The following is a 25,232-nucleotide window of genomic DNA, read 5'->3' as shown; positions in this document are numbered from 1 at the left end:
TTTCTCCTCCTTAACAGTAATACAACACTAAGCATATTACCCTCCACTTGGAAGAATCAACCAAATAGAACTCAAAGAACTAATTAAGGCTTAAGCTTCTTTAATACAACCTTCTCAATTACTTTCCAAGGGAGTGTCTTTTTAAGAAAAAGATTGGTCTTTACACCTTTGCCAATTGGGTAACGCAGATCGGGGCTACCAGGCAGGGAAGCAATTTGGGCTGCAAGTGCAGCTACCTCATATGGGTCGCCATAATCCTCTTTGCCATTACTCATTTCTTTAAAAATACGATCCATATAAAAGCTATATGGTGAATCTGGGTTGTTTTCAATCCGATCAACACTAGACCAAATATTCGTTTGATAGGAGCCGGGCTCGATTAAAATCACATCGATCCCAAAGGGACCCAGTTCGAGCCTTAAAGACTCGCTGTATCCTTCGAGCGCATGTTTGGAGGCGCTATAAGCAGATAACCCTGGAAAACCGAATCGTCCACTAATGCTGCTCATATTAATGATCCGCCCCTGTTTTCTAGCTCTCATGATTGGCAGAACGGCATTTGTTACCGCAATGACGCCGAAAAAGTTGGTTTCAAATTGCTTTCGATAGTCGTCAACAGAGAGTTCCTCACTAAAACCACCGACTGCAAAGCCTGCGTTGTTCACCAGCACATCAATCTGAGAGAAAGCTTCCAGGAAACCCTTAAATTCCCGAACCGATTCACTTGAGGTGACATCCAATGGAGTGACAATGATAGAATTCATCAAATTTTTCTCTTTGGCGGTATTTAATAGCTCTTGCGACCTGTTTGTATCCCTCATTGTCGCGATGACAGTAAAGCCTTTTATGGCAAGTTCTATCACACATAGTAACCCAAATCCGCTCGACGAACCCGTTACAATCGCTGTTTTTTTTTCCATTCTTATTCTCCTTTCAAAGCTTCTGTCTTAATTAAAACTTATTAAGGAAAGATTTGCATAGAAAAAACTATTTTAAAAGGGGGAGAGAAGAGCACAAAAAAACAGGCATGCCTTAAAAGGCAGCCTGTTTTTAACTTACACTTACTAATTTGTCAGCCGGAAGGAGCTGCTCCAATGTTAATTTTTCTTCTTCGGTTAATGGCACTAATGGCAAACGCACTTCTCCAACACGAACACCTGTCATGTTTAGGGCAGCTTTCACTGGTGTTGGGTTAGGTGCAGCGAATAAACCTTTCATCAGCGGAAGAAGTTTGCGGTGTGCAGCTGATGCTTCAGCTAGCTGGCCATTCTTGAATTTTGAAATCATATCCTGCATTTCGTTGCCGATAATGTGAGAAGCAACCGAAACGACACCCGTACCGCCGATTGCTAATACAGGAAGGGTTAACCCATCATCTCCACTGTATAAAGAGAAATGGTCAGGCGTTTTACTAATCATTTCAGCCATCGCGTCTAGATTACCGCTAGCTTCTTTAATGGCTGTGATATTAGGAATCCGTGAGAGACGGACAACTGTTTCAACCGAAATGTTCACACCACAGCGGCCAGGGATATTATAGAGCATGATTGGCAGGACGGTTGATTCGGCAATGGCCTTGAAATGCTGAAACATTCCTTCTTGAGATGGTTTATTGTAGTAAGGAGCAACTAATAAAATACCATCTACACCAGCTTCCGCAGCTAGTTTCGTTAACTGGATCGATGATCTTGTGTTATTCGATCCTGTACCAGCGATGACTGGAACACGTCCGGCTGCTTCTTCAACTACTAACTTAAATAGAGCAATTTTTTCTTCTGTTGTTAAAGTAGGGGACTCACCGGTTGTACCAGATACAACTAAGGCTTCTGTACCATTTTCAATTAAATAGTTTACTAACCTTCTTGCGGCGCTATAATCCACATCTCCATTTTGATCAAACGGGGTAACCATTGCAGTTAATACTTGGCCAAAATTCATTTTTCTCACCCTTTGTAATTATTTTTAAATAAGAGGGGTAAGGACATCCTGATGTAAACGCAAAGAAGCAGCAACGAGGGACCGCTGCTGCGTAGAAACATCTAAGTATAAGTTCCTATGCGTGAGATAGCCCTCCATATAGTTTCCTATATGACAATTCTGTGCTTATTCAACACAGAACCAGCTTCAAGACTAATGAGATCTATCCGCTTCGGCAAATTCCCCTTTCCACCAATGTCATAGGACCTCATTCTCCTCCACTGGCTTACTGATGGTCTTTGCGCCTCTATCCTCACTTCAAAAGGTATTGAAGTAAGAAAGTATGTAATTAATATTAATATAACAAATTTTTCGTTAGATTTCAAGAGAACCAACTGCAAATTTTTTAATAAATGGGAAAATTCCTATTAAAAAAACTCGCCACAATAGTAAGCGAGTTTCGAATTATATCTTATTTAGCATAAAAGTTTTCCGTATAGTACGGCTGTGATTGACCATTAAAGGCGACGCCTACTCCTAAATACTCGTAACCTTCACGCAGGATATTTTCGCGATGTCCAAGGGAATTCATCAAGCCCTCATGGGCAAAAATACTGCTGAGCTGGCCGTAAGCCAGGTTTTCACCGGCCAGCTGATAGACAATATCATCCGCTGCCATCCGGTCAAACGGTGATTGCCCCTTTAAATTGGTATGGTTAAAATAATTATTGTCTGCCATATCTGTACTATGCTTTCGAGCAGTTACTTGGACGTGTTCATCCCATGTTAAGGCTGGTAACTGATGTTCGACCCGGGCAGCGTTCGTCAGGTCAAATAACTGATACTCAAAGCCTTCTTTTAACTGTGCGGTAGGTTTAGTATAAAAGTCTATCTTTTTATTTTCCATGTCTTTGCTAATCAATTGGACGGCTGTAACGGTGTTCTCTTCATGTTTATCATAAAAAACCGTGACATAGGTATTCTCCCGCAAGAAAATATCATAGTCCTCTTCTTCCGGTAATTTGTAAAGAACAAGCCCTTTTTGAATACTAGTTAGTGGGCTGCCTAGCAGGTTACTGACGATTTCTTTTGCTGCCCCTAATTTGATTCCATTCCTAGAAGCAATTAAATCTTGGTCCGTATAAAGACCGGCCACTTTATTATCCTTATCGTACATCACCATGAAAAAGTTCTGGTAATGATCATGATAGGTATTCCAAGTGGTCCCATATTCATTCATAGTAGAACGAAGGGGATTGCCTAAGTTTTCAATCACATCGTCTTTAGGATCGCCAAGTTCAATGTTAAAGATTGAAAATTCCTGTTGGGCAGGTGTATCTAATTCTACCTTTGATGGTTTATTTGATTCAGATGATGGTTGATTTTGCTGAGCGGAATCATCTGATAGAACACCGAGCTGTTTCAATGCATCCTGTATATCGCCGGATATATTTTGAATGGTGTTCTTTACTTCAGGAGTATCTTTTAATGTATTCAAGTCGGAAAGACTTTGCGTTAAGCTGGTATGGTTGAGTTCGTTCTTGATATATGGCCAGGAAGAATGTATTAAAAAAATGCTAATAATAATCATCAGCAAACGAAACATAGATCTACCTCCATTTCTATTAAAATTCTAACCAAAATTCATTAATAATATAAGTAATATGCTTATAGTAACACATTTTATCTATAATATATTAATATAATATTAAATTGTAAACGTTTTCAAATATTATAGCGGAGTACACCAATTTGATTTTACAAAAAGCCTTATTTAGGGCTATTGAACTAAAAATAGTAAAAGTAACCAATGTTCAAAGTTTGTTCAATATTTCACAAACTATTATCGTTTTTTCATGTTATGATGTAAACATAAAGAACAGGGAGTGATAAGACATGATGATTTGTGAATGGCAAACCTTCTCAACAGACGCTGAAACCTACACTCAAGAGATTTTCGAAGAAATAGTAGGGGACCCATTTGAAGCCATGCTGAAAAAAGAAAACGAAGAGATTCCTAGTTATATTTGGACAGTTAATTATGTTGTCATTGTAAAAAAATACTCCAAAGTGGTGACAGAAATTTTATTTGAAAAAATACCGCGTAATCCGGTGTGCGAATAATCATTTTTCACTTTAATTATTTAGTTATATTTGTGAAAATATTCACAATTATATAACTTCATATATGCTAAATCCGTAATCTAATTTTTTTAAAAATATATGTGAAACATTTCACATATATAATAATTGGAGGGAATTAAAATGGCAGTAGTAGAAAAAACAGTGAAAGAAAAACAAAATGTAACCAACATGATCAATGGTTTGGTCGAAAAAGGATTGAAGGCATTAGAGGAATTCAGAACTTTTGACCAAGATAAGATCGATGAGATTGTTAAGCAAATGGCATTAGCAGGACTTGATCAGCACATGCCTTTAGCAAAACTCGCTGTTGAAGAAACTGGAAGAGGCGTATACGAAGATAAGATTATTAAAAACATGTTTGCCACAGAGTATGTCTATCACAACATTAAATATAACAAAACAGTCGGCATCATCAACGAAAACGAACATGAAGGCATGATCGAAATCGCTGAGCCAGTTGGGGTTGTTGCAGGGGTAACACCAGTTACCAATCCTACATCCACAACCATGTTCAAAGCACTCATTTCCATTAAAACACGCAATCCAATCATTTTCGCTTTCCATCCATCTGCACAGAAATGCTCAAGTGAAGCAGCAAGGGTGTTAAGGGAGGCAGCGATTAAAGCAGGAGCGCCAGAGAATTGTATCCAATGGATTGAGACTCCATCAATTGAAGCTACACAAGCATTAATGAATCATAATAAAATTTCGATGATCCTCGCAACAGGCGGTGCAGGCATGGTGAAATCCGCTTATAGTTCAGGTAAGCCTGCTTTAGGTGTAGGACCAGGTAACGTACCATGCTACATTGAAAAAACAGCCAATTTAAAACAAGCGGTTAATGATTTAATCCTGTCAAAAACGTTTGATAATGGTATGATTTGTGCATCTGAGCAAGCTGTTATTATTGATAAAGAAATATATAACGAAGTAAAAAATGAAATGATCGATAACAATTGCTACTTCTTAAATGAAGAGGAAAAAGCAAAAGTGGAGAAATTAGTCATTAATGAACATTCTTGTGCGGTGAATCCTGAAATTGTCGGAATGGCTGCCTATAAGATTGCTGAAAAAGCAGGAGTGGCCGTACCAGAAGGAACAAAAATCCTTGTTGCTGAATTGAAGGGCGTAGGTCCTAAATATCCGCTATCTAGAGAAAAATTAAGCCCAGTCTTAGCTTGCTATAAGGTTAATTCTACAGAGGAAGGCTTAAAAAGAGCAGAAGAGATGCTTGAGTTTGGCGGTCTAGGTCACTCTGCTGTTATTCATACAAACGACCAAAACGTGATTAACCAATACGGCTTACGTATGAAAGCAGGAAGAATTATTGTCAATGCTCCATCATCACAAGGTGCGATTGGTGATATTTACAATGCTTATATGCCATCCTTAACACTTGGCTGTGGATCTTATGGAGGAAACTCTGTTTCTACTAACGTGGGTGCCGTACATTTAATCAATATCAAAAAAGTGGCGAAGAGGAATGTTAATATGCAGTGGTTCAAGGTTCCTTCTAAAATTTACTTTGAGAAGAATTCAACACAATATCTAGCCAAAATGCCAAAGATATCTAAAGCATTTATTGTAACGGACCCAGGCATGGTTAATTTAGGATATGTAGACAGAGTCCTATACTACCTGCGTAAACGCCCAGATTATGTACACTGTGAAATTTTCTCTGAAGTAGAACCAGATCCATCCATCGAAACCGTTATGAAAGGTGCAGAAATGATGGCTAAGTTCCAGCCGGATGTGATTATCGCACTTGGCGGCGGATCTGCAATGGATGCGGCGAAAGGAATGTGGCTGTTCTATGAACATCCAGATGCTGAGTTCTTCGGCTTAAAGCAAAAATTCCTTGATATCCGCAAACGGATTGTGAAATATCCACACTTAGGTCAAAGAGCACAATTTGTTGCGATTCCAACCACGTCTGGAACAGGCTCTGAAGTAACATCATTCGCTGTTATTACAGATAAAGAAGCCAACCTTAAATACCCATTGGCTGACTATGAGTTAACACCAGATGTGGCAATTATTGATCCACAGTTCGTCATGACGGTTCCAAAGCATATTACAGCTGATACTGGTATGGACGTTCTAACCCATGCGATTGAGGCCTATGTATCTTGTATGGCGAATGATTTTACCGATGGTCTCGCGATGAAAGCGATCCAGCTTGTATTCGAATATTTGCCAAGAGCCTATCGCAATGGAAATGACGAAGAAGCACGTGAAAAAGTTCATAACGCTTCAACGATTGCCGGTATGGCGTTTGCCAATGCATTCTTAGGTATTAACCACAGCCTTGCGCATAAATTAGGTGCTGAATTCCATATCGCTCACGGACGTTCTAACACAATTTTAATGCCGCATGTTATTCGCTATAATGCAACAAAACCTAAGAAGTTTACAGCTTTCCCTAAGTATAATCACTTTAAAGCTGATAAGCGCTATGCAGAGATTGCAAGAACTTTAGGGCTGCCTGCAGCAACGACAGAAGAGGGTGTAGAAAGCTTAGTTCAAGCAATCATCAAATTGGCTCAAGAAATGGATATTCCAATGAGCATCGCTGCAAATGGAGTGGACCAAGCTAAATTCGAAAGCAAAGTTGATTACTTGGCAGAAAAAGCTTTTGAGGATCAATGTACAACAGCCAATCCTAAGCTTCCGTTAGTAACTGAATTGGCAGAAATCTACCGCTTAGCTTATAAAGGAATTTAATCCTATAATAATTAAAAAAACTCAAGCCTTCTGGTTTGAGTTTTTTTAATTCAGTTAGCTGATTTAGAAAAATGATTTGACTATATCCTCATGTTTTTGACAAACAGTACAGGTATATTCAATTTCAAGGGCATCCTCTCGAACCATATGCTCTGTTTCTTTTTGGCATTGCTCACAGAATAGGGTTCTTGGAATTTCAATCATGAAGATCAGCATCCTTTTTTATATAATCATTTAATCGTTTCTACTATTTAATATCTCATTAACTTTAAAAATTATTTCTATCGGTAACATGGGTAAGGATTATTTTACTGTGAGGAATACTCGGGACCTTGGCCAGATTATAACTTAAATCCTGGTCAGGAATCTCATATTGGAGCTTGTTTGCCAGAAAATCGAGGCTCACCTTCATAAGCTCCAGTGTAATCCATTCACCGGCACAGCGATGCCCCGTATAATAGTCTCCGCCGCCTTGGGGAATGAAACTAAACGGGCTTCCGTCCCAGGTTCTAAATCTATCCGGATGGAACACATCTGGATGATCCCATATATTAGGATCGTGATTTGTCCCGTATAGATCTAACAAAGTTAAGGTGTCTTCTACAAAATCAAAGTCCTTCCAAGTGAAGTTTTTGTTTACTCGAGCCACCACAAATGGGAAAAAGGGATAAAAACGGCGAACTTCCTGAACAAACATCATAGCAAATTTTTCATCCCCACTTCGCAGTTTTTCTGTTTCTTCGGGAAACTGAAAAACGGCTAATGCAATAAAATTGATAAAAACGGAGACAGCGACAATGGGCCTTAGGATATTAAGAATTTCAACAGCAGCTGTCTCTGTATCCATAAGGTTACCTGTCAAATTTCGATGAAATGATATTCGATGAAGCGCACTATTTTCAGGAGGGGTGACTTTTCCTTCCCGGACCTGATTAATCACCTTCCCAAGCCAATTTTCCACATGATTCCTTGCCATCCGGCCTTTCCAATGAGGGGGACCAAGTCTGCCAGCAGATTCAAACATGTCTGCTAAGTCCTTTGGAAGCCGTTCAGATTCCTCTTCAGGTACAGGAATACCTGCCCATTCACAGGCTATTTTACATAGTATTTTCTTTGATTCTTCATAGAGAACCACCTGCTCCATTTGTTCCCATTTTCTAACTGCCATTTCCCATTGTTTTTTTGTCATTACTATTAGTTGGTCTATTTGTTCAGGTGACATAAGCGACATGAATAATTTTTTACGATGTCTATGTTGTTCACCATCTAAACCCTGTACACCATCTTTTCCAAATAATGTTTCCTTTGCTCGTTTCGGTGCGGCACCCATTCTCTTGAACTTTTCAGGATCATAAAAAATTTCCGCGGCTTCCTTTCCGCCCAGGCAAATGGCCTTTTGACCAAGCAAGTGGGTTTCAAATACTTCTGATTGAAATTTCCCTCTTCTGTTTGTAATAAACATATAACCTTCTCTTAGAAGATTGAGACTATGATCAATTCCTTCTTCCTTTGGCATTTCGTTTGTCTTTGACATTGACTCTCCTCCATATTTATATTGTAATGAGATTGTTTTTTATAGGTATTCCTTTTTTAAGCTCATTCGAAACCATTTGCTTGAGAAGGAAAGGGCTCAATCATAAGATAGGTTTTAAACTAAATGTGTGTAGAGTAAAAGGAGAGAAATAGAAATGAACGACAATACTATTGAAACCTGCACAAGGATTTTAAAAGAGGCAAAATGAATCGTTGTTCTTACTGGAGCGGGTATTAGTACAGAATCGGGTATCAAAGACTTCCGTTCCCGGACAGGGATTTATAAATTAACACCTGAATACATTCTTTCAATTGATTATTTTTATAAACATCCAAAGGAGTTTTACAGGTTTGCCATTGAAAATTTGTACCATCCTGAGGCGTTTTCGAATAAAGGCCATCAAATCCTCGCTAAGTGGGAGAAGGAAGGGAAGGTGAACTCGATTATTACCCAAAATATCGATGGGCTTCATCAAAAAGCAGGCAGCGAGAGTGTGATTGAATTCCATGGAACCATTAAGACAGCCACCTGCCAAAACTGTGGAAAGACGTATACAACGAGTGAGATGATTTCACGTATAGAGACGATTGAGGAATTTTATGTGTGCAGTCATTGTGAAACCAAGCGGAAGGATGCTCGCTTCATTAAACCGGATGTGGTGTTGTTTGGGGATACAGGTGATTGGTTTTCGATGGAAGGATTCAACCATATATTGAACCTTGTTCGTCAGGCAGACTGTATACTCGTATTGGGAACCAGTTTGAAAGTGACCCCTTTTTCCACCTTCCCGCAGCATAGAAGTGCAGGAGTACCATTAATCATCATTAATAAGGGAGATACTCCTTACGATTTTGCACCAAATACCTTTGTTATCCAAGAATCGATCGGGGAAACCCTCTCGAAATTAGATGCTAGTGTTTTGTGATCGATTACATGGTCCGGCTGCCACTTGCTTTGTAAGGAAAGTCTGCTCAGTAGATTTTATTTTGTCTTTTTACGGTGAAATGATATAGTTAATTTGCTAATTTTGGCAAATGAGAATGAAATTGGAGGGAAGTATTATGTTTACTTCTATTAATGAATTTAGCCAGGAATGGAGCTATGAAGCTTCATCTACCCAAAAGGTACTGGATGCCTTAACAGATGAATCGCTACAGCAAGCCGTTTCCTCAGATGACCGGACACTAGGAAGGATTGCTTGGCATATTGTTACAAGTACGCCTGGAATGTTAAATGAATTTGGAGTGACGATCGAAAATGTTGGTGACGGAAATACCACACCAGCTTCCGCAAAAGAAGTAGCAGATACTTTTAGAAAAGTTAGTGCCGATGTAGCTAATCAGGTACAGAAGCAGTGGACCGATGAATCATTAAGCGAAGTCCAAAATGTATTTGGCAGGGAAATGCCAAGAGCTGCTTCTTTGTCTCTTTTAATTAAGCATATCATTCATCATCGCGGCCAAATGACTGTATTAATGCGTCAAGCTGGATTGAAAGTGCCAGGTGTCTATGGGCCGGCAAGAGAAGAATGGAGCCAGATTGGCATGGAAGCCCCTGCTCTATAAACAGATAATAATATTATGTAAACTGAAAAACGAAGAATTAATAAAGGTGCTTGGTTTGTTATGTGACTCGAACCAAGCACCTTTATTTTATCTTCTACCTATCTTTTTGCTTGTCTATATAATTCAATGGTTTTATAGCCTTCTCCTAAAACAGTCTCCATTTCGAGAAGCCTTTTTTCCTGTGTCTCTTTTCTTTTAGCACTATAGACGTAGCGGGCCCAATCTTTTTGGTATCCAGGAGTTAATCCGTTATATTTATTCAGAAGTTCTTCGTTTTTTTGTAAGTACTGCTTAATATCCACCACATTGTTAATATAGTCATCCACACATTGACTGCTTTTGCTGCTGGCTGCTTTTCCCGTCTTTTTTGGGGTGGATTTCAAACCCACTACTGTAAAAACATCGTTTAAACTGACCATTCTTGCAAACTTGATGTTGCTGTTCAGTACATAACCTTCCTCATCAGAAGGGAGGGCACTAATAAAACTGTCACGGTCTATGTATTCCTTATATACTTTATTATTCTTTTTTGGATAAGCGAAGTATAAATAGCCATTATCCGCAAGTAATTGTTTATCAATTACGGTTTGAAGCTCATTTGAAAACTCTTCTAAGCTAAAAATAAAACTAAAGATGAGATCATATTTCTCTTTTTTAATAGAGGAATCATATTCTAGCTCTTGAAACTCTATTATTTCTTCTGGTTTATGGAGGATGATCTTATTGGTGTATTTTTGCAGATTTAGTTTTTCTATGACACTTTTAGGTGCAGCCATGATTTTTACTCCTTCATGTTCATTATTCAAGTGATCTTCTATTTGAGTTTAGTTCAGTACTTCCGGATTTATCAAGTTTCTAGGCCGTTTACCTTTTAAGCCTGCGAGTAAATTTTCTACGGCGAGCTCAGCCATTTTTCGTTCTGTTTCATAGGTCGACGAGCCAATATGCGGGGTGGTGACAACATTCGGAAACTGCAGCAGGGGATGGTCCTTCTTTAGCGGCTCTATCTGGTATACATCTAGGGCTGCTCCATGGATTTCCTTGTTTTTTAGCGCTTCTATTAATGCTGCTTCATCCACTGTCCTGCCACGTGAGCCGTTGACAAAGATCGCAGAGGATTTCATCAGTTTAAATTCTCGATTGCTGATTAAGTTTTCTGTTTCCTTTGTGAGCGGTGTCATCAGGCAGACAAAATCAGCTTCTTTTAACAAGGTATCAAGGTCACAATAGGCGGCGTTGTATTTTTCTTCTGCTTCGATGTTTCGCTTCCGATTATGGTACAAGATATTCATGTCAAACCCTAGATGGGCACGTTTGGCGATCGCTGATCCAATTTTCCCCATGCCAATAATCCCAAGTGTTTTATGATGTACATCGATCGCATATTCCGCTTTAGTTAAATGTCCCTTCCAATTTCCGGCTTTCACAAAGTGATCCAATTCAGCAATCCTGCGAGCGGAGGCGAGCAAGATGCCAAAGATGGCATCCGCCGTGGTATCTTCGAGGACACCAGGAGTGTTGGTTCCCATCACGCCGCGCTTGGTCATCACTTCAATGGACAGATTATTAAAGCCTGTAGAGTTATTGGAAACTATTTTTAGCTTCGGAGCCCGCTCGAGTAATTCTTGATCTACTGGCAAAGCAAGTCCCACGATTCCTTCCACCTCTTTAAGCGCCAATAAAAACTCGAGATCCGTTTTCGGGTTAATCGTATCGAAAATTTGTACCTTAAATTCATCAGTTAGTTTTTCCAGTGTTTCTGTTAATTCAAAGTTATAAGCAATTATTTTTCGTTTCACTGATTCAATCTCCTCTTACTTTAGGAAGTCTGCCTTATCCCTCTTTAAAGTGACATAAAGCGGTGAGACAGTCAACCACATTCTAAAAAACTCTTTTCGTAATTTCAGTGTTATTTTGCAGTAGGACAAAAGTTCCAACTTGTTTCAAAATGACAAGTTTTAGGAAATAGGCTAATAAGAATAAAGTATGTCCGGAGGAAAATGCAAAAAGGGGGATGTTTTTTATTGAAAAAGAAAAGGTTTCTTTTATCGACAGTTTTTCTAGTACTCATGTCTGTCATTCTCTCAGCTTGTGACAGTAAAGAGGAAAATCAGAAAGGGTCTGAGAGTGAAGAAAAACTAGAATTTATTAGTATACTGACAGGAGGAACAGGAGGAACTTATTACCCGCTCGGGGGTTCTTTTGCAAAAATCATAAAAGATGAGACTGGGATCGAAACAAATGCGGAAACCTCGGGAGCTTCTGCTGAGAACATGACCACCCTTAAAAATGGGGATGGGGAGATTGCTTTTACGCAAACGGATATCGCCAGTTATGCGAATGAAGGCAAGTTAATGTTCAAGGATAATAAGGTTAGCAATGTACAGGCGATAGCGACTCTTTATCCAGAAACGATACAAATCGTGACCACCAAAAAAGCCGGAATCAAGACGGTAAATGATCTGAAGGGGAAAAAGGTGTCAGTTGGGGCACCAGGTTCTGGGACCGTTGCTAACGCTGAGCAAATACTGGAGATGTACGGGTTAACCTTTAATGATATTAAAAAACAAGATCTTTCCTTCGATGAATCTACAGAGGGAATCCAGGATGGTACCATTGATGCGGCGTTTGTCACAGCCGGGACGCCAACTGGTGCAGTGGAAAGTCTTTCCGCTACCGAAGATGTGGTGATTGTACCAATTGAACAGGAAAAAATTGACCAATTAATTGAGAAGTATCCTTATTATGTTAAGGACGAGGTTCCAGCAGGGACGTATAAATTAACTGATTCCGTCTCTACTGTTGCTGTCCAAGCGATGTTAGTCGCACGGAGCGACCTGTCAGAGCAAGCCGTTTATGATATTACGAAGGCCATTTTTGAAAATCTTAATAAGGTTACACATGCCAAAGGCAAATTGATTAAGGTAGAAAATGCTCTTACTGGTGTGGGAATTGAAATCCATCCTGGAGCTAAGAAATATTTTACGGAAAAAGGGGTTAAAGCCCAATAAGTATAATTGATTAATCAGTCCGAGAGAAACCGGCTTTCGTCAACGCTCGTTTCTCTTTGGACATTTATCGACGTTTCCCTGATATGAAGGTGTGCAAAATGAAGAGAAGAAGGAAGATGGCATACGTTAGCATTGTACTAGTAATCTGCTTTGTTTCTGCTAGCATATTGCTAGTATACCTGCCTCTTAAGCTAGCAATCGTATTCCAACCATACCAATCTTCGACAAAATCAGCCTACCTCCCGTTAAATGACGAAACTCGTTTTAAAATTAAATATACACATTCCATTCATCTGACAGATGTTGTCGAGAGCTACAGGATTACAGCTAATCACGAAATCCAGCAATATGAATTGTCCTATGAGGATTTTGCGATTGGAATGCCTTCGAATGCCGAACATGGTGAAAGGTTTGTTCAAAGGAATGGAAGATATTATCTAAAAAATATGAACCGGATCTTTCCTTATTTTTATTTACGAGTCGGACAGGTTCGTGCCAATCATCGAGTCATTTTTAAGCAAAAAGTATATCCATTATCAAAATCGATTCGACCTGGTACCGCTGTAAAGGTAGAGATTCGGAGGCTAACGATGGTTGAGCTATGGAAGGGAGTGAATATTCTTGAGTCATTATGAGGAGCCGCTATCTGAGCAAAAACAGCAGGAGTTAATGGAAAAATATGATCCGGAGGCGGGGACAAGAAAGTTAACAGGGATACTCGCCTGGATTGCTTTTGCAGGTCTTTTGGCCTTTTCCTTATTTCAGGTGTATACAGGAATATTTGGCGTGTTAACGGCGCAGCTTCAACGGACGATTCACTTAGGCTTTGCGCTCGCCCTTATTTTTTTACTTTTTCCTGCGCGCAGAAAAAACAGAGGGAAAGAGCTAAAGGTGGCATGGTATGATCTCCTCCTCGCCGGTCTTTCCCTAGTCGTGGGGGCCTATTGGCCATTGATGATTGATGAGTTAGTCCTAAGGACCGGCAATATCACTAGTCTTGATTTCACGATCGGCCTCGCTGCTATTCTTTTAGTATTGGAAGCGACACGCCGTACCGTTGGGCTGCCGATCACCATTATTGCGATTGTCTTCATGATTTATGCTTTGTTTGGTCCTTACATGCCAGGGTTTCTTGCCCACCGCGGGCTTGATTTGGAACGTTTAGTCCAAACGATGTTTTTTACCACAGAAGGAATCCTGGGTACACCACTTGCCGTTTCTTCTACTTTTATTTTTCTCTTCCTTTTATTTGGCTCCTTTTTAATCAAGACAGGAGTCGGCGAATATTTTAATGACCTATCGATTGCCATTGCGGGCAGAAGTGTGGGAGGCCCGGCCAAGGTAGCCGTATTTTCGAGTGCCCTTCAAGGGACCATCAGCGGCAGTTCAGTTGCCAATGTGGTTACTTCGGGTGCCTTTACCATTCCGATGATGAAAAATCTCGGCTATAAAAAGGAATTCGCCGGTGCCGTAGAAGCCTCGTCGTCAACCGGAGGACAATTAATGCCGCCGATTATGGGTGCCGCTGCCTTTTTAATGGTGGAGTTTATCGGAGGCGGGATCAGCTATTGGGATATCGCAAAAGCCGCTGCTATTCCGGCTATTCTATATTTTACCGGCATTTGGATTATGACGCATTTTGAAGCGAAGCGGATTGGACTGCGCGGTTTAACGAAAGAGGAAATGCCCAGCCGCAAAGAGGTCTTTGGAAAACTCTATTTATTACTTCCGATTCTTGGCATTATACTCTTGCTAATGTCCGGAATGAGTGTGACTCGCGCCGCCTTATGGTCGATTGTCATTACGGTAATCGTCAGCGCCATTCGAAAAGAAACGAGGATCGGCTTTAAAGGGGTAATCGATGCACTTGTAGACGGGGCGCGTTCCGCATTAGGTGTCGCTGCTGCCACTGCCGCAGCAGGTATTATTGTTGGTGTGGTGACGAAAACGGGACTTGGATTAAAGATGGCAAATGGATTATTAGATTTATCTGGCGGCGCGCTGTTGCCGACACTACTATTAACCATGCTTGCTTCCTTAATCCTTGGCATGGGATCTCCAACGACTGCAAACTATGTCATTACCTCTACGATTGCCGCTCCGGCAATTATTTTACTAGGTGTACCTGATTTATCGGCCCATCTGTTTGTTTTCTATTTTGGAATCGTTGCCGATATTACACCCCCAGTGGCCCTAGCAGCCTTTGCAGCCGCTGCGGTGTCAGGCGGTGAACCATTCAAAACGGGGGTTGAGTCATCGAAATTGGCGATTTCTGCGTTTATTATTCCGTATATGTTTGTTTTTTCACCCGAACTATTGATGATTGATACGACCTGGACCTATTTAATCTGGGTAGTGTTAACTGCTTTTATTGGGATGTTATTAGTAAGTGCAGGTGTCATCGGCTATTGGATGCGAAAAATGTACTGGTTTGAACGAATTGCCGCCTTTATTTCGGGATTATGTTTAATCTATCCTGAAAAGATAAGTGATATTATTGGATTAGCCGCGTTTGGTGTCTTATTGGTAGTACAATATATCCAGAGAGACGGGACGATGAATAAAGTCCAAAATAGCTAGAAAGTTGCCCTCAGGTTTTGAGGGTTTTTTTTATATTTTCACTGAAATGAATACGTGGTACTATACAAACAAGCCTATTATTTTGATAGAATAATAGTGGAGCGTTTGGGAATAAAGTACTTTTATGAAAAAAACAATTTTCTGAATTATGAAGTAATAGTGTCTTAGGAGGAGTAGCAAATGTGGGATCTTGACATGAATATAGATCAAATAGCAAGAATTAAAGTTATTGGTGTTGGCGGCGGCGGAAATAATGCCGTAAATCGAATGATTGAAGATGGAATTCAAGGTGTGGAATTTATTGCCGTAAATACAGATGCACAGGCCCTAAATCTGTCAAAAGCGGAGATTAAAATGCAAATTGGTGCGACTTTAACAAGGGGACTTGGTGCAGGTGCGAATCCTGAAGTAGGAAGAAAGGCAGTAGAAGAAAGCAGAAAGCAGCTCCAAGAGGTTTTAGAAGGGGCTGACATGGTATTTGTCACTGCCGGAATGGGCGGCGGTACCGGAACAGGTGCAGCTCCTGCGATTGCAGAAATCGCACGTAAACTTGGTGCCCTTACGATTGGTGTTGTGACACGTCCGTTCGGATTTGAAGGAAAGAGGCGTGCTGTCAATGCTGCGAATGGAATTAATTTAATGAGGGAAGCAGTTGATACGTTAATTATCATTCCAAATGATCGCTTGCTGCAAATTGTCGACAAAAAAACTCCTATCATGGAGGCTTTCCGTGAAGCGGATAATGTCCTTCGCCAGGGTGTGCAAGGGATCTCGGACTTAATTGCTGTTCCCGGTTTAATTAATCTCGACTTCGCCGATGTAAAAACAATTATGACTAACCAAGGAACAGCCTTGATGGGGATTGGTGTTGCCAAAGGGCCGGATCGTGCTGTTGAAGCAGCGAAAAAAGCGATCTCAAGTCCTTTACTCGAAACTTCCATTGATGGTGCGCAAGGTGTGTTAATGAATATCACCGGCGGCAGTAATTTAAGTCTGTTTGAAGTACAAGAAGCAGCGGACCTTGTTGCATCTGCCTCTGATCACGAGCTGAATATGATTTTTGGTTCCATTATTAATGATAATTTAAAAGATGAAATCATGATTACAGTCATCGCAACAGGATTTACTGGAGAAGAAGAAAGACCGTCAGAGCGTCCTGCGCCTTCTCTTATCAGAGAAACTGCTTCGCAGCCAAGACGGGAAGAACCTTTAGACGAGCCATTCAGACAGGAGCAAAGCACACAAAGGCAGTATGTTGAAGAACCAATGAATGATTACAATCGTTCTAACCAAGGACAAGAAGATTCACTAGACATTCCAACTTTTTTACGTAATCGCAATCGAAGACGATAACTTGTAAGACACTCCCAATCGATTTTTGTATTGGGGGTGTTTTTTCATTTCCACTATTTGTATATAGGGTTAACTCTTTGAAAAAAGATGATTATTAAATGTGTTTTAGATGAAAAATAAACTATCTCTTTATATCTATTTCGATTTTCTCTAGTTATGGTGGTGGGAATGTTGCCGTTTTTGAACTGCTTGTCTAAATATGTATGTCAACATTGTATAAGGTAAAAAAACTCCCTTATACTAACTACTTTTGCATTGCAATAATTGAACCAAAGGTATAAGATAGAACTTGCGCAAAAAATAACGTATAGGATTATATTGTTTTAGGGGGAAAATAGATGGATCAAACCAAAAAGCAAACGAACCGCCCGCCTTATGGAATTATTGCCGTATTAATGGTCGGTGCTTTTATTTCATTTTTAAATAATACATTACTAAACATTGCTCTGCCTTCAATTATGAAAGACTTAAATATTGAGGCATCAACTGTTCAGTGGCTTACAACGGGTTTTATGCTCGTAAACGGAGTCTTGATTCCGATTAGTGCCTATTTGATACAAAAGTTCTCCGTTCGCCATATCTTCTTAGCGGCGATTGGCTTATTCACAGTGGGTACCATCCTTGCAGGATTTGCTCATGTATTTCCATTGTTGTTAGGAGGGCGGATGCTTCAAGCTTCCGGTTCAGCCATCCTAATGCCATTGTTAATGAATGTTATGCTCGTAAGCTTCCCAGTTGAAAAAAGAGGAGCAGCGATGGGCGTTTTCGGTCTCATATTAATGTTCGCTCCTGCAATTGGTCCGACATTATCAGGCTGGATCGTTGAACATTATGACTGGAGAATGCTTTTCCACTTTATTACACCAATTGCTATTGTCGTTTTATTAATTGGTTTATTCCTACTTAAAGATAAGAAAGAAAAGGTTACGCTTCGCTTAGATTTCCTATCAGTAATCCTATCAAGTATAGGTTTTGGAGGGATTCTCTACGGCTTTAGTTCTGCAGGAAGCAAGGGATGGGACAGCCCAGAAGTTTATGGAACCATTATGGTTGGTATCATTTCCTTGATTATTTTTGTTTTGCGCCAACTAAAGAAAGAGTCGCCATTGTTAAATTTCCGGGTCTATAAATATCCAATGTTCGCTCTATCATCTGTCATAGCGATGGTTGTCAACATGGCATTATTTTCTGGGATGATTCTCCTTCCCATTTATACGCAAAATCTTCGCGGAATTTCTCCAATGGATGCAGGACTCTTACTAATGCCTGGGGCCATTTTGATGGCGTTTATGTCACCTGTTACAGGTAAGTTATTTGATAAAATTGGCGGAAGAATTTTGGCTGTTACGGGTTTAACCATAATTGTTGTCACAACCTATGCTTTTAGCAAATTAACTCTTGAAACAACCTATACACATTTAATTATTATCTATTCAGTAAGGATGTTAGGGATGTCGATGGTTATGATGCCAGTTTCAACTAATGGATTAAATCAGCTCCCAAAACGTTTGTACCCTCATGGAACCGCCATGAATAATACATTAAACCAGGTTGCCGGAGCGATTGGAACGGCACTAATGGTTACGATTATGTCAAACCGGACCGAATCGGAAGCGAAAGAACTAGGAACTGCTGCCATGCAGCATTTAACAGCTGAGCCTACTAAAGAGGCCATCGCCCAAATGAAACAACAAATCATGGCACAGGCAATGTTAAACGGAATCAATTATTCCTTCCTAATCGCCACTTTTATTGCCGCTATTGCACTAGTCTTATCCTTCTTCATCAAGCGGGCGACACCAGCCGATGACTTAGAAGGAAAAAGCCAAGCATCCGGAAAAAAAGTAGCAAACAAATTAGCTGAAAACTAAAGGTGCCTGTCACCATTAGTAATATATCGACAGTAATTAAGCCCATTTCTTATTATGAAGAGATGGGTTTTTTGTATTTGTTGGCTGTCATACAAAAGCACAGATGTTAGCGCTTTATTTTTGAAAATTCACAAAACAAATATTATTGAAAGCGTATGCTATAATTATATTAAAACTGTCAGCAAGGGGAAATCGGAATGTTGAAGGATCTTTTTATAGGGTTATCACAAAATCAATTTCTCAATAACGCCGCTAAGAAATATGGCTTGAAAATGGGGGCGCAAAGTGTTGTTGCCGGGACCAATATTCCTGAAGTCATTAAAAGTATAAAGGAGCTTAATGCCCATGGAATCTCTTGTACCGTTGATAATCTAGGGGAGTTTGTATGTAAGGAAGAAGAGGCCGCTGCGGCAAAGGAACAAATACTTAAAGTGATTGACGCCATCCATGAGAATCAAGTGGATGCCCATATTTCCCTCAAGCCCACTCAAGTTGGCTTGGATATAGATTATTCTTTTTGTTTAAGTAATATAAGAGAAATTGTTGCTAAGGCGAGCCAATATGATATGTTCGTCAATCTTGATATGGAAGATTCCAAACATCTCGATCTTACTTTTCAAATCTTAGAAGAATTATCATTGGAATATGATAATGTCGGGACGGTCATCCAAGCTTATTTCCATAAAGCCCTGGAGTACCTTGAAAGATACAAAGACTACCGAATCCGGATTGTAAAGGGTGCCTACAAAGAATCGTCAGATATTGCCTATCAAGATAAAAAAGATATCGATACTAATTTTATTAGATTAATTGAATGGCATCTATTGAATGGCAAATTTACTTCGATTGCCACCCATGACCATCGGATCATTAACTATGTAAAAGAGTTTGTCAAGCAGCACAATATTTCAAATGACCAATTCGAATTCCAAATGTTATATGGCTTTAGAAAAGAGCTCCAGTTAAGCTTAGCAAGTGAAGGCTACCATTTCTGTACGTATGTCCCGTTTGGGAATGACTGGTACGGATATTTCATGAGACGGTTAGCCGAAAGACCGCAAAATTTAAATCTTGTGGCAAAACAGGTATTTAATAAGAAGACAAACACCATCATCGGCGTGGCAGCAGGAGCATTCCTATTAGGCAGACTAACTAAGTCTAATAATAAGAAGAAGAGAAAATAACTAACGAACTTGGGTTAGGAAAAAACGATCAAAACTTTAATAAAAAAATGGAAGTGAAACTACAGCGAGAGTCCAGGAGACTGTGTAGAATTCTTCCATTTTTTTTGGTGTCAGGCACCATTTATAATAGCGTTGTAGGAGTAACTATTGTCGTTCCATTGGTAGATACCTTCTTGGAGCTGGATGATGGAGTCAAATGGGCAGCCGATCAGAGGAAAATCTTCAGATTGAATGGTATCATCCTGATCCAGTGGGTGATTGACTTTTTGTTGATTGATTAGGTGTTGTTTTAGGTCGAGCATATCGGCCCTTGAAGCGATGCGAATCAGTTTATCCAAAGAAATCTTTTTTTCATTTGTTACACCAAATCGATTCACTACACTTGTTTGAAAGCTTTTATTGTATTGAATCATCATATTTAAATCTGCGATACATGCCACGCCAAAAACCTCTTTCACTACATCTTCATATCGCAGCTGTGAACCAGTTACAAATTTAATAATGTTCCTCTCCGGATTTTCTAATCGATAAATCGTTTCGATTGTATGTTCCACGTTAACACATCCATTCAATTAGTGATTACTATATGAAGTGATCCAAGTATTTAGGATAAACCAATCATAAATAATGTTTTACTAGTAAAATAAACACATAAATATATTATAACATAAAATAAGCGCGTAGATGTGAAAGACAAAGAGTTCAATTTAAGTTATCCATATGAAAGCGCTCCAAAATAATTAAAGAAATATTCACAGGTTTCCTTAAGAAAAGGATATAAAATAATATAAAATAAGAGTATGTTAAATATTTCACAAATATAAAGAATAGAAAATGAAGGTGTAAGAATTATGGGGTTTAGTAAACCGGACCAAATCATGGGAATCACTGTAGAAAACGGAGTGAAAAAGACCAAGTATGCACCATTACAAACGATGATACTTGGTTTTGAAGCAGGGGCATTTATTGCCCTGGGGTACTTGTTATTTATCCGTGTGACAGCTACTTTAACCGGTAATCTCGAAGGATTAGGCAGTTTGATAGGAGCCAGTGTGTTCCCCATTGGACTTATTCTCACGCTTCTAGCCGGCGGGGAGTTATTGACAGGAAACATGATGGCCGTTCCTCTGGCGCGACTGGCTAAAAGAGTAAGCACGGGGAAGGTTCTATACAATTGGTTCTTAGTGACAATCAGCAACTTTTTAGGAGCAATCTTTGTTGCTTATTTCTTCGGCCACCTGGTTGGTTTGACAGAAGCAGCTCCATTTTTAGACAAGACGATTAGTATCGCAGAACACAAGCTTGAAGCCACCTTTCTCCAGGCGTTTATTTCAGGAATCGGCTGTAACTGGCTGGTAGCTTCTGCTGTCTGGTTGTCCTATGGTGCGAATGACATGTCCGGAAAAATCTTAGGCATATGGTTCCCGACGATGGCATTTGTCGCTATTGGGTTCCAACACGTCGTTGCCAATATGTTTGTCATTCCTGCAGCGATTTTCGCTGGACATTTTTCTTGGATTGAATACATTCATAATTTCGTTCCCGTCTTTTTAGGGAATGCCGCAGGCGGCACCATCTTTATTGCGATGGCATATTGGTATAGTTATAAAAAGTATTTTCCTGTCTTAACGGAAGCAAAAGTGATAAAGCCAATGGCTAAAACAGGTACTAGATAATAAAGAGGTGGATGAGCAGCTTTGAACTTTTTAGTTCAGGCTGCTTTTCTATTTGTTGGCTATGATTAAGCGCTGTTTAGCGGCAATTTTCTATGTAATATTACGTTCTCCGTGAGAATACAATGGGTGAATGGAGGCAATGCAGCCGACACAATTAGCTGCATGAATAACCTATAGTATAAGAGGAGAAGTTGGGAAACATGGTGAAACAGCGCTGGGTCATTTCAATATTAGTAATCGGAAGTTTACTAGGTTTAGCAGGATGTAACGAAAAGACGGCAACGGAAAAGCAGGATCAGGTAAAAGTATCAGAACCTAAAAAACAGCCGGTTCAACAACCGCAGGAACAACCGCAAAAGGAAGAAGAAAAGAAGCCGATTGTTGTGAATGTGATTGATCCGAATACAAAAAGTGTTGTGAAAACTTTTATGCCCGAAGAACTAGGATTTGCGGTGAATCCAGATTCATATAAACAGGAATTGGAAAAATGGGCTAAAGACCTAGCAAGGGGAACAGAGAATACAAAAGGATACGACCAACGGATGGTCCTAGACAAAATCAATGCCAACGGACAAATTATCAAAGGAATACCTCAAATTATTTTAGATGAAGCGGAATTAGTCAGTCGTGTAATGGCCGCTTCAGTTAATGGCGGTGATGTGGAACTGCCTATTACTGTAACGGAGAGCGGATATAAACCAGACGATCCTTCCCATTTGAGTGAAGTGGTCGTTGCTTCGTATACCACCTATTTTAACAGCGGGGTGGCTGGCCGTTCAAAAAATATTGAGCTGTCAGCACAGGCAATAAATAATGTAATTGTTGGTACCCAAGATATATTTTCTTTTAATACAACCGTAGGGCCTAGTGACGCTGCCCATGGATATCAACCGGCCAAGGAAATTGTCAATAAAAAAATGGTGATGGGAATCGGCGGAGGGATTTGTCAGACCTCTTCGACGTTGTTTAATGCGGTTGACCAAGTGGGTGTAAGCTATGTCGAAAAGCATCATCATTCTTTATCTGTCGGCTATGTCCCGAAAGGAAGAGATGCCACCGTTTCCTATGGCGGCCCGGATTTCCGTTTTCAAAATACAACAGGCGTCCCCCTTTTAATTAAAACCATCTATGCAAACGGGAAATTAACGGTTGAAGTGAGAACATCCGCTGCCTATGAAAGTCTCATCAAACATTAAAGAGGATGCCGCCTTTTGCTGCGGCATCCTATATTTATTTATAAGAACTCTCTAATTCATCAATTAAAGAACCAACATAAGCGACGGCTTTGCTGATTGGCTCCGTCTTAGACATATCGACCCCGGCTTGTTTTAATAATTCAAGCGGTTTCTTTGTACCTCCTGCACGAAGCACCTCGAGCCAAGCGTTAACAGCCGGCTGTCCTTGTTCCTGAATGATTTGGGCAACAGCCGTTGAAGCGGTTAAGCCTGCAGAGTAGGTATATGGGTATAAACCCATATAGTAGTGCGGCTGGCGCATCCATGTTAATCGGGCTCCTTCATCAATCTCAACCGTGTCCCCCCAGAACTCAGTAAGAACATCTCCTGTTACTTCAGATAAGGTGGCTGCTGTCAACGCTTTTCCTTTCTCGGCAAGCTGATATACTCTTCGCTGGTATTCAGCTTCAAGCAAATGCGTGACAAAGTTATGGTAATAGGTTCCCAAGAGCTGTAGAACGACCCAGCGGCGCATTTGTTTATCTTCATACTTATTGAACAGATACTGACCTAATAGCATTTCATTCATCGTTGAAGGGGCTTCTATAAAGTACATGGAAGGACGGACATTCATCATCCGCTGGTGCTTATTGGCTAAATAGAAATGGCCGGCATGGCCGAATTCATGGGCCAAGGTAAAGCATCCGCGCATATTATCCTGCCAGGTAACCAGGATATATGGATGTGCTCCATAAGGGCTCGAACAGAAGGCACCAGTGGATTTTCCGATATTATCCGCGCGGTCCACCCATCTCTCCTTAAAGCCACGTTCGATGATTTCGACGTATTCAGGCCCCATTACTTTTAATGATTCGACAATGAGCTGGCTTGCTTCTTCATATGTGGTAGAGGGATCGAAGTCAGGATCTAACGGTGCCTTCAAATCACAGAAGCACATCGTATCCAGTCCTAGCACCTGCTTTTTTAATTGGGCAAATCTGCGCATATGCGGGGCTAACTCTTTAAAGATCGTATCAATCTGATTGTTGTACATGTCCATTGTGACTTGGTGTGGTTCCAGGAGCATATGGGTAACAGAATCATATTTACGTAAACGAGCCAGAGCAACCTGTTTTTTAACCTCGGCAGTATACGTTTGTGCCATTGTATTTTTGTATTTTCTTAAGGTTGAAACAAACGAGCCATAGGCCTTCCTGCGGATATCTGTGTCAGCAGAAAATTCATAAAGATTCTCAAATAAAGCAAATGAAACAGGCTGTTCCGTTCCTAAAGGATCAAGAATCGGCTCAAAATCCATATCCGCTAATTTGGTCATTTGATAGATTTGATAGGGGGCACCTTGAAGCTCACCAAGTGCTGCTAATGCTTCCTCAGTTTCGGGAGACAAGGTATGTTTTTTCGTTTCAAGCAGTTCAAGGAGGTTTTTCTCAAACGCCTTCAGTTCAGGTTCTTCTTTTATAAATTGTTCAATGGTTTCCTTTTCAAGAGCGAGAATTTCTGAATTGATAAACGAAAGGGCTGATAGACTTTTAGTACGCAAGGCGGAAAACTTGGCTGCGTTTGCTTGATGGTTGGGATCTGTTCCATCTGCAGATTGCTGCAGACTCGCAAATGTTCCTGCCTTTATGATCCTCATCTGAAGCTGTTCCTGTGCGAGCAGGCACTCTAATAAAGCCTTTGGACCCGTATGTAGTGTTCCTTTGAATCGGTTGAATTGAGATATTTCATTTTCAATCACGTTCAATTCCGCTTTCCAAGCTTCTTCTGTTGGAAATAGATCCGCCAGGTTCCAGGTCTGTTCGGGTGGAACCTGTGATCGATGGAGCCGTTTTCCCATTGTTTTTGTCAAAAGAAATCTCCTCCTTAAAAAACTTTCGTACCACTCATTTTAACATAAATTTTCAAATATGTTATACTATTCAAAAAAAGGGGGTTTGACAATGGAGGAAAAGGTAATGAAAGCCATACAGGATGATTATCCGGATGATTTTGCCTGGTGTTATGGGTGCGGCAGATTAAATGAGGCGGGACATCATTTCCGTACAGGCTGGGATGGAGATACGACGGTAACGATTTATACACCAAGACCCGAACATACGGCGCTCCCTGGATTTGTCTATGGCGGATTGATTGCCTCACTGATTGATTGTCACGGAACGGGTTCTGCAGCACTGGCCCTGCATCGAAAAAACGGCTCTGAGCCTGGTGAGGGAAAAGCAGTACCACGATTTGTAACCGCTTCCCTCCAGGTGAACTTCCACAAGCCAACTCCACATGGTGTCCCGTTAAAAGCAGTAGGAAGGGTCGAGGAGATACATCCTAAAAAATTTAAGGTAGCAGCCGATGTGTTTGCAAATGATATATTATGTGCAAGCGGTGAAGTAGTGGCCGTTGTTATGCCAAGCACTTTTAAGAAAGAAGGTTAATAGGGCGGGCCACTTGCTCTTTCTAGAGTGTATCGGCTAATTGTAATAAA

21 protein-coding genes and 1 riboswitch are annotated in these 25,232 nt (G+C 40.3%); of the genes, 13 read left to right on the top strand and 8 right to left on the bottom strand.

Features of this window, described 5'->3' with window-relative positions; all coding sequences use genetic code 11:
- Positions 1-83: 83 nt before the first annotated feature.
- From GXK58_RS11560 to GXK58_RS11550, 3 genes are all read right to left on the bottom strand, one after another.
- On the bottom strand, positions 84-920 hold the full coding sequence (locus tag GXK58_RS11560; RefSeq protein ID WP_160722920.1) for an SDR family oxidoreductase: 837 nt from the start codon (positions 918-920) through the stop codon (positions 84-86).
- 130 nt (positions 921-1,050) lie between these two features.
- Positions 1,051-1,938: a 4-hydroxy-tetrahydrodipicolinate synthase gene (gene dapA, locus GXK58_RS11555; protein WP_160722918.1), complete on the bottom strand. Its 888-nt coding sequence runs from the start codon at positions 1,936-1,938 to the stop codon at positions 1,051-1,053.
- A 119-nt stretch (positions 1,939-2,057) separates the two neighbouring features.
- Positions 2,058-2,235: riboswitch (Lysine riboswitch) on the bottom strand.
- A gap of 154 nt (positions 2,236-2,389) precedes the next feature.
- Positions 2,390-3,523: a CAP domain-containing protein gene (locus GXK58_RS11550; protein ID WP_160722916.1), complete on the bottom strand. Its 1,134-nt coding sequence runs from the start codon at positions 3,521-3,523 to the stop codon at positions 2,390-2,392.
- Between the two features lie 290 nt (positions 3,524-3,813).
- Between GXK58_RS11550 and GXK58_RS11545 the strand changes: the two genes are divergently transcribed.
- A complete protein-coding gene (locus GXK58_RS11545) occupies positions 3,814-4,041 on the top strand; it encodes a hypothetical protein (RefSeq protein WP_160722914.1) in 228 nt (75 codons plus the stop codon).
- Between the two features lie 141 nt (positions 4,042-4,182).
- Positions 4,183-6,786, top strand: coding sequence for a bifunctional acetaldehyde-CoA/alcohol dehydrogenase (gene adhE, locus GXK58_RS11540; protein ID WP_160722912.1), 2,604 nt, complete (start codon positions 4,183-4,185; stop codon positions 6,784-6,786).
- A gap of 268 nt (positions 6,787-7,054) precedes the next feature.
- Here adhE and GXK58_RS11535 read toward each other — a convergent pair whose 3' ends face one another.
- Complete coding sequence (locus tag GXK58_RS11535) at positions 7,055-8,320, bottom strand: cytochrome P450 (RefSeq protein ID WP_160722910.1); 1,266 nt, start codon at positions 8,318-8,320, stop codon at positions 7,055-7,057.
- Positions 8,321-8,528: 208 nt separating this feature from the next.
- Between GXK58_RS11535 and GXK58_RS11530 the strand changes: the two genes are divergently transcribed.
- Together GXK58_RS11530 and GXK58_RS11525 are read left to right on the top strand one after the other, a co-directional pair.
- Positions 8,529-9,245, top strand: a complete 717-nt coding sequence (locus tag GXK58_RS11530) for a Sir2 family NAD-dependent protein deacetylase (RefSeq protein ID WP_160723328.1) — start codon at positions 8,529-8,531, stop codon at positions 9,243-9,245.
- 136 nt (positions 9,246-9,381) lie between these two features.
- Complete coding sequence (locus GXK58_RS11525; RefSeq protein WP_160722908.1) at positions 9,382-9,885, top strand: DinB family protein; 504 nt, start codon at positions 9,382-9,384, stop codon at positions 9,883-9,885.
- A gap of 98 nt (positions 9,886-9,983) precedes the next feature.
- Here the strand turns inward: GXK58_RS11525 and GXK58_RS11520 are convergent, their stop codons facing one another.
- Positions 9,984-10,661 (bottom strand): YdeI/OmpD-associated family protein, encoded by a 678-nt coding sequence (locus GXK58_RS11520; RefSeq protein WP_160722906.1) that lies wholly within the window; start codon positions 10,659-10,661, stop codon positions 9,984-9,986.
- A gap of 48 nt (positions 10,662-10,709) precedes the next feature.
- The gene (locus GXK58_RS11515; RefSeq protein ID WP_160722904.1) at positions 10,710-11,684 is read right to left on the bottom strand and encodes a 2-hydroxyacid dehydrogenase; all 975 of its coding nucleotides are present in this window, start codon (positions 11,682-11,684) and stop codon (positions 10,710-10,712) included.
- Between the two features lie 225 nt (positions 11,685-11,909).
- Here GXK58_RS11515 and GXK58_RS11510 point away from each other — a divergent pair, with 225 nt between their 5' ends.
- The 6 genes from GXK58_RS11510 to GXK58_RS11485 all read left to right on the top strand — a co-directional run bounded on the left by GXK58_RS11510 (position 11,910) and on the right by GXK58_RS11485 (position 19,884).
- Positions 11,910-12,896 carry a TAXI family TRAP transporter solute-binding subunit gene (locus GXK58_RS11510; RefSeq protein ID WP_160722902.1) on the top strand — a complete coding sequence of 329 codons (987 nt, stop codon included), beginning with the start codon at positions 11,910-11,912 and terminating at the stop codon, positions 12,894-12,896.
- A 116-nt stretch (positions 12,897-13,012) separates the two neighbouring features.
- On the top strand, positions 13,013-13,531 hold the full coding sequence (locus tag GXK58_RS11505) for a DUF1850 domain-containing protein (RefSeq protein WP_237389637.1): 519 nt from the start codon (positions 13,013-13,015) through the stop codon (positions 13,529-13,531).
- Between the two features lie 34 nt (positions 13,532-13,565).
- Positions 13,566-15,476, top strand: coding sequence for a TRAP transporter permease (locus GXK58_RS11500; RefSeq protein WP_442862471.1), 1,911 nt, complete (start codon positions 13,566-13,568; stop codon positions 15,474-15,476).
- A 180-nt stretch (positions 15,477-15,656) separates the two neighbouring features.
- Positions 15,657-16,829 (top strand): cell division protein FtsZ, encoded by a 1,173-nt coding sequence (gene ftsZ, locus GXK58_RS11495; protein WP_160722896.1) that lies wholly within the window; start codon positions 15,657-15,659, stop codon positions 16,827-16,829.
- 338 nt (positions 16,830-17,167) lie between these two features.
- Complete coding sequence (locus GXK58_RS11490; protein WP_160722894.1) at positions 17,168-18,700, top strand: DHA2 family efflux MFS transporter permease subunit; 1,533 nt, start codon at positions 17,168-17,170, stop codon at positions 18,698-18,700.
- Between the two features lie 197 nt (positions 18,701-18,897).
- Positions 18,898-19,884 carry a proline dehydrogenase family protein gene (locus tag GXK58_RS11485; protein WP_160722892.1) on the top strand — a complete coding sequence of 329 codons (987 nt, stop codon included), beginning with the start codon at positions 18,898-18,900 and terminating at the stop codon, positions 19,882-19,884.
- Positions 19,885-19,994: 110 nt separating this feature from the next.
- Here GXK58_RS11485 and GXK58_RS11480 read toward each other — a convergent pair whose 3' ends face one another.
- Positions 19,995-20,438 carry a hypothetical protein gene (locus tag GXK58_RS11480; RefSeq protein ID WP_160722890.1) on the bottom strand — a complete coding sequence of 148 codons (444 nt, stop codon included), beginning with the start codon at positions 20,436-20,438 and terminating at the stop codon, positions 19,995-19,997.
- Positions 20,439-20,735: 297 nt separating this feature from the next.
- Here GXK58_RS11480 and GXK58_RS11475 point away from each other — a divergent pair, with 297 nt between their 5' ends.
- Both GXK58_RS11475 and GXK58_RS11470 read left to right on the top strand, forming a co-directional pair.
- Positions 20,736-21,560 carry a formate/nitrite transporter family protein gene (locus GXK58_RS11475; protein WP_160722888.1) on the top strand — a complete coding sequence of 275 codons (825 nt, stop codon included), beginning with the start codon at positions 20,736-20,738 and terminating at the stop codon, positions 21,558-21,560.
- 200 nt (positions 21,561-21,760) lie between these two features.
- Positions 21,761-22,756 (top strand): VanW family protein, encoded by a 996-nt coding sequence (locus GXK58_RS11470; RefSeq protein WP_202171342.1) that lies wholly within the window; start codon positions 21,761-21,763, stop codon positions 22,754-22,756.
- A gap of 34 nt (positions 22,757-22,790) precedes the next feature.
- Here the strand turns inward: GXK58_RS11470 and pepF are convergent, their stop codons facing one another.
- Positions 22,791-24,605: an oligoendopeptidase F gene (gene pepF / locus GXK58_RS11465; RefSeq protein WP_160722886.1), complete on the bottom strand. Its 1,815-nt coding sequence runs from the start codon at positions 24,603-24,605 to the stop codon at positions 22,791-22,793.
- A 91-nt stretch (positions 24,606-24,696) separates the two neighbouring features.
- Here pepF and GXK58_RS11460 point away from each other — a divergent pair, with 91 nt between their 5' ends.
- Positions 24,697-25,182, top strand: a complete 486-nt coding sequence (locus GXK58_RS11460) for a PaaI family thioesterase (protein ID WP_160722884.1) — start codon at positions 24,697-24,699, stop codon at positions 25,180-25,182.
- Positions 25,183-25,232 lie beyond the last annotated feature (50 nt).

It is taken from the genome of Bacillus sp. USDA818B3_A (assembly GCF_009928415.1).
Taxonomy (GTDB): domain Bacteria; phylum Bacillota; class Bacilli; order Bacillales; family Cytobacillaceae; genus Neobacillus.
This window is presented reverse-complemented; position numbering and strand designations above follow the sequence as displayed.